The organism is Pedobacter sp. 01T416_2 (assembly GCF_056398925.1).
The window spans coordinates 1-4,189 of sequence record NZ_JBFTQI010000532.1; the positions used below are offsets into that span (position 1 = coordinate 1).

The 4,189-nt window shown below is 37.3% G+C and carries 3 protein-coding genes and 1 pseudogene; 1 reads left to right on the forward strand and 3 read right to left on the reverse strand.

Annotated features, from left to right (window positions below; genetic code table 11):
* The first annotated feature begins 193 nt into the window (after positions 1 to 193).
* On the forward strand, positions 194 to 1,084 hold the full coding sequence (locus AC1DPQ_RS19665) for an SMP-30/gluconolactonase/LRE family protein (RefSeq protein WP_477578787.1): 891 nt from the start codon (positions 194 to 196) through the stop codon (positions 1,082 to 1,084).
* A gap of 325 nt (positions 1,085 to 1,409) precedes the next feature.
* On the opposite strand, the pseudogene AC1DPQ_RS19670 reads toward AC1DPQ_RS19665, so the two are convergent.
* From AC1DPQ_RS19670 to AC1DPQ_RS19680, 3 genes and pseudogenes are all read right to left on the reverse strand, one after another.
* Positions 1,410 to 1,526 (reverse strand): annotated as a pseudogene (locus tag AC1DPQ_RS19670) (transposase); the annotation flags it as partial.
* Positions 1,527 to 1,841: 315 nt separating this feature from the next.
* A complete protein-coding gene (locus AC1DPQ_RS19675; RefSeq protein ID WP_477610620.1) occupies positions 1,842 to 2,720 on the reverse strand; it encodes a DUF5018-related domain-containing protein in 879 nt (292 codons plus the stop codon).
* Positions 2,721 to 2,738: 18 nt separating this feature from the next.
* Positions 2,739 to 4,189 (reverse strand): RagB/SusD family nutrient uptake outer membrane protein (locus tag AC1DPQ_RS19680; RefSeq protein WP_477610621.1); only part of this gene is annotated, 1,451 nt, incomplete at its 5' end.

Below are 4,189 nucleotides of genomic sequence, written 5' to 3' on the forward strand. Positions count from 1 at the left end.
TGTTATTATTGCACACCGTTTAAACACCATCGAAAACGCTGACGAAATTTATTTTGTAAATGAAGGCGAAGTACAAAAAGCTGGAACGCTGAACGATGCATTAAATATGTTATTGAAAGGGAAAAGGGTAAGTTGATATCGTTATAAACCTATCAGGTTTTTGAAACCTGATAGGTTTTTTAAAAAAAATACAATGAAAAAATATTTCTTCTTTTTGGCGCTTTCAGTCTTAAGTACCATCTCTTTTGCGCAAAGCGAAGGGCAAAACCTTTTTGTTCAGGATAGTTTAAAGTTGATTTCTTCGCAGTTTAAGTTTACAGAAGGTGCATCAGTTGATAAACAGGGAAACGTGTTTTTTACTGATCAGCCTAATGATAAAATCTGGAAATATGGTATTGATTGCAAACTGAGCCTGTATATGGATAAATCGGGAAGGGCAAACGGTACTTATTTCGATAAAAAAGGTAACCTGATTGTTTGTGCCGACGAGAATAACCAGATCTGGTCTATCGATAAAAACAAAAAGATAAAAGTGCTCTTCAGCGATTATGAAGGTAAAAAGGTAAACGGACCAAACGATATCTGGCTGGATGCTAAAGGAGGCATTTATTTTACTGACCCTTATTATCAGCGCGATTACTGGACCAGGAAATCGCCTGAAATTCAAGGGCAAAAGGTATATTATCTTCCTAAAGGAAAAAAGGAAGCCATTATCGTGACGGATGATATCATCAAGCCTAACGGTATTGTAGGTACTCCGGATGGTAAATTTTTGTATGTGGCCGATATGAGCGCCAATAAAACTTATCGTTATCGTATTGGTGCTGATGCCAAATTAACAGACAGGCAACTTTTCCTTAACCAGCATTCTGATGGAATGACTTTAGACAGTGATGGAAATATTTATGTAACCGGAAAAGGGGTGAATATTTACAAACCTACCGGCGAAAAAATCGGTCATATTGATATACCCGAAGAGTGGTGCGGTAACATTTGTTTTGGTGGAAAAGACAAAAACATGCTTTTTATTACGGCTTCAAAATCGCTTTACGTTATTCCAACGAATGCAAAAGGAGTAGAGTAACAGCTCGTTATAACCTTTTAAGGGCAAGTAAAGCCGAAAAAACTAAGAATGAATTAACATAAAAAAAATTTCTGTTCAGTTTATTCAACCCCTAAAAATATTAAAGGCATTAATTAGTTTTGAGCTTCCTACTTATAGGGATAGACGACTATGAAAAAGCCCTCTCAGGATTGAAGGGCTTTTTTACTTTTAATCATCCTTATTATTTTAAATTATGTGGGCAATCTGGGATCAATATTAAAAGTTGTGGAGTAGTTATTTTAAAGTATACAAATTGAGTTAGCTTGTAGAGAAAGCTCTACTCATTTAACTCCCTGGAATTGTGCTAAAAAGCTTTAATCTTTGCATTGAAAGATTCAGCGGAAGCATTTGTTGATCTGTTATCAAAATAGTTCAGAATAGTACGATAATGATTCTGAACAGATCTTGTAATTGTATTGAATGCCTTGAAAGGGGATTACCAAACTTTTTCGTGCCATTTGGGACTTCCACCCTATAGATATATGGCATAATAGCACACCACAAAAAAGAGGGTGCTGTATAACACGCGCACCCTCACTATTAAACTAACTAACCTAGTCCCGGCATTTTTCATAACCTTAAGCACAAAGATTAAGGATTATTAAAGACGATTACATTTATCGTCCAGATTCTGGAAGCCCCATTTTACTGCAATAACAATGTATTTCAAAGATTGGCAGTATCTGTAGGGGCTCCATAAGTCGATCCCACGACTAGAGGGATTAACAATTAATAATTAGTTACGCTTCAGCACTTCCTCTGTAACACGATAAGCCCCTGCTGCTCCATAGCCATACCTTACTTTAAAGGTTTTGGTCGCCGGATCATAGGTGTTATTACAAGAAGCAGAACCTGCCCAGGCAGCTGTATAGCCATCTGGTAAACCAGATGTAAACATTAAATATGGAGTTCCGGCAGCTCCAGGAGCACCTGTAATGGTTAAGGTGTTATCAGGATTAATTGTAATTAATGCTCTGTAACCACTGGTTCCCAAATCACCTAAGTCTACAAGTACGCCATTCGTACCGCTCGTAACTAAGGTTTTAACAACATTAGTCATTGCCCGTGGGCTACTCGGGTGATAGAAGTATCCATTTGAGGTATAATTAGCTTCATAATTATTAACTGGTGGTAAAACAGGAAGTGGAGCAATATTGATTTTCCAAACTTTTTTCTGACCATTAGCTGCTGTTATTTCATATTGTAATGGTTTGCTGCAATCTGTAATATCTCCAGGATTTGCTGTGCCATTTATACCCTTCATTGTGGCAGCAGTAGAAATGTTAAAATATGGCCAAAGGCGATTTAAGCTTACTTTTGTACGCTCCTGTCCGGAAAAAGTTGGGGTAGCAGATGGAATATCCAGTGTGATGTTGATAGTGCCATTGGCAGCATCAATAACATGAGAAACATTGGTTAATTTTACATATGCTACAATTGAATCTTTTCCAGCAACTGGATTAGCTATTTTATATCGATATTCCAAGTTTGCCAAAGTAATATCTGCATCAGAAAACGCAGGATAACCTGGCAAATCTTTCTTTAAGCACGAGCTAAACAAGGTGCTTGCCAAAATTGCTATTAAAGCTATTTTTAAATTTATAATTCTTTTCATCATCTTTAATTTTAAGTTTTACCAGCCAGGATTTTGAGGTCCAAATTTTGAATTGTTATCAATATAACTTTGGGCTATAGGTAGCAAATAACGTCTAGTTTCATCAAATTGGCGGTTATTATAGGGGAAGCCTCCAAATGGACCTGTTGTAGTAACAAATGATTTGCGGTCTTTACTTACGTCCATTACCCTCATTACTTCAGTTAAATTAGCAATTTTTTTACCAGATGGTAACCCATCATTGGCATCTCCGCCATATCTTCCCCATCTTAATAAACTGTAATAAAAGTCATTTTCCATTACCAGATCTACACGTCTTTCGCGTTTATAATCTGTCCAAGCATTAGCCGTAGTCGCTGCTTGAGAAACTGGTAATTGACCATGAGTTACGCGTGTTTTGTTTAAGTTCAATACAGCATTGGCTACATCACCCTTTAACAAAAAGGCCTCGGCCAAATTTAAATAGACTCTTCCTAAACGCATTGCTACGTAATGGTAATCAGTAGGTACGCCAACATAAGGTCTAGGGTTTACATTGGTGTAAAGTCCCTTTTTCCAATACATATTCGTTAAAGTTACATAAGGATTAGGAGCGATACCTGTAATTCTCATCCAACGATCGGCGTTACCGTGTAAAGTAGTGGTTAATTGTTCACCATAAATTCGTTCTGTCGAATCGCTCCATATTGTAGCTTTCCACCTTGCATCTCTATTTTGGTTAGCCAGGCTCCAAATGGTTTCGGTACTTCCCGGTATTATTCTACCACTTTTGATGGTAGTCTCACCAGTATTCCTAGGTATTACATTATGGCCGGTACCCGTTGAAGGAACAGTTGCGCTTTCGTCTACATTMGCCAAGTATTGCGAGGTTTTGTTCCAAGCAACTGCTAAGGTTGGATTAGCTTTATCGATTGTTAAATAATCGTCAGTAAAGTTTTGTGTCGGAAAATTTGTGCCCCAAGCCTCAAAAATATTCTGATTGGTAAACAAGCCGCCACCATTACGAGCTATTCTATCATTGTTAAGATTAGGCACCATGGTTTGCATTGGTGTACCATCAACCGTAGTGTTTGCGGCTAAGCGATAGATTCCAAAAATAATCTCAGGAGAGGTTTTTTTGGTTTCGTTAAACATTCCACCGTAATCAGCTTCTAAAGAGTAACCTCCAGTATTGATTACTAAATTTGCATTGTCTATCACTTTTTGTAGTAATGGATCGCTTGCGTTAACATTTGGTGCCGCAGGGTAGTTTTTATACGCTAAAGCCTGCAAACAAACTTCTGTTAAAAAAGAAGCCGCTACATATTTATTTGCTCTACCAGCAATTTTAATTGTTGGTAGGTCAACAATAGCATCTTCTAAATCTTTAATGATAAAACCATAAGATTCAGTTGGATTAGCTGTACTTGGCAATTTAAGTTCATCATCTGGTGTTAAAACTTTGTCTATCCAAACGATACGGCCAGTAG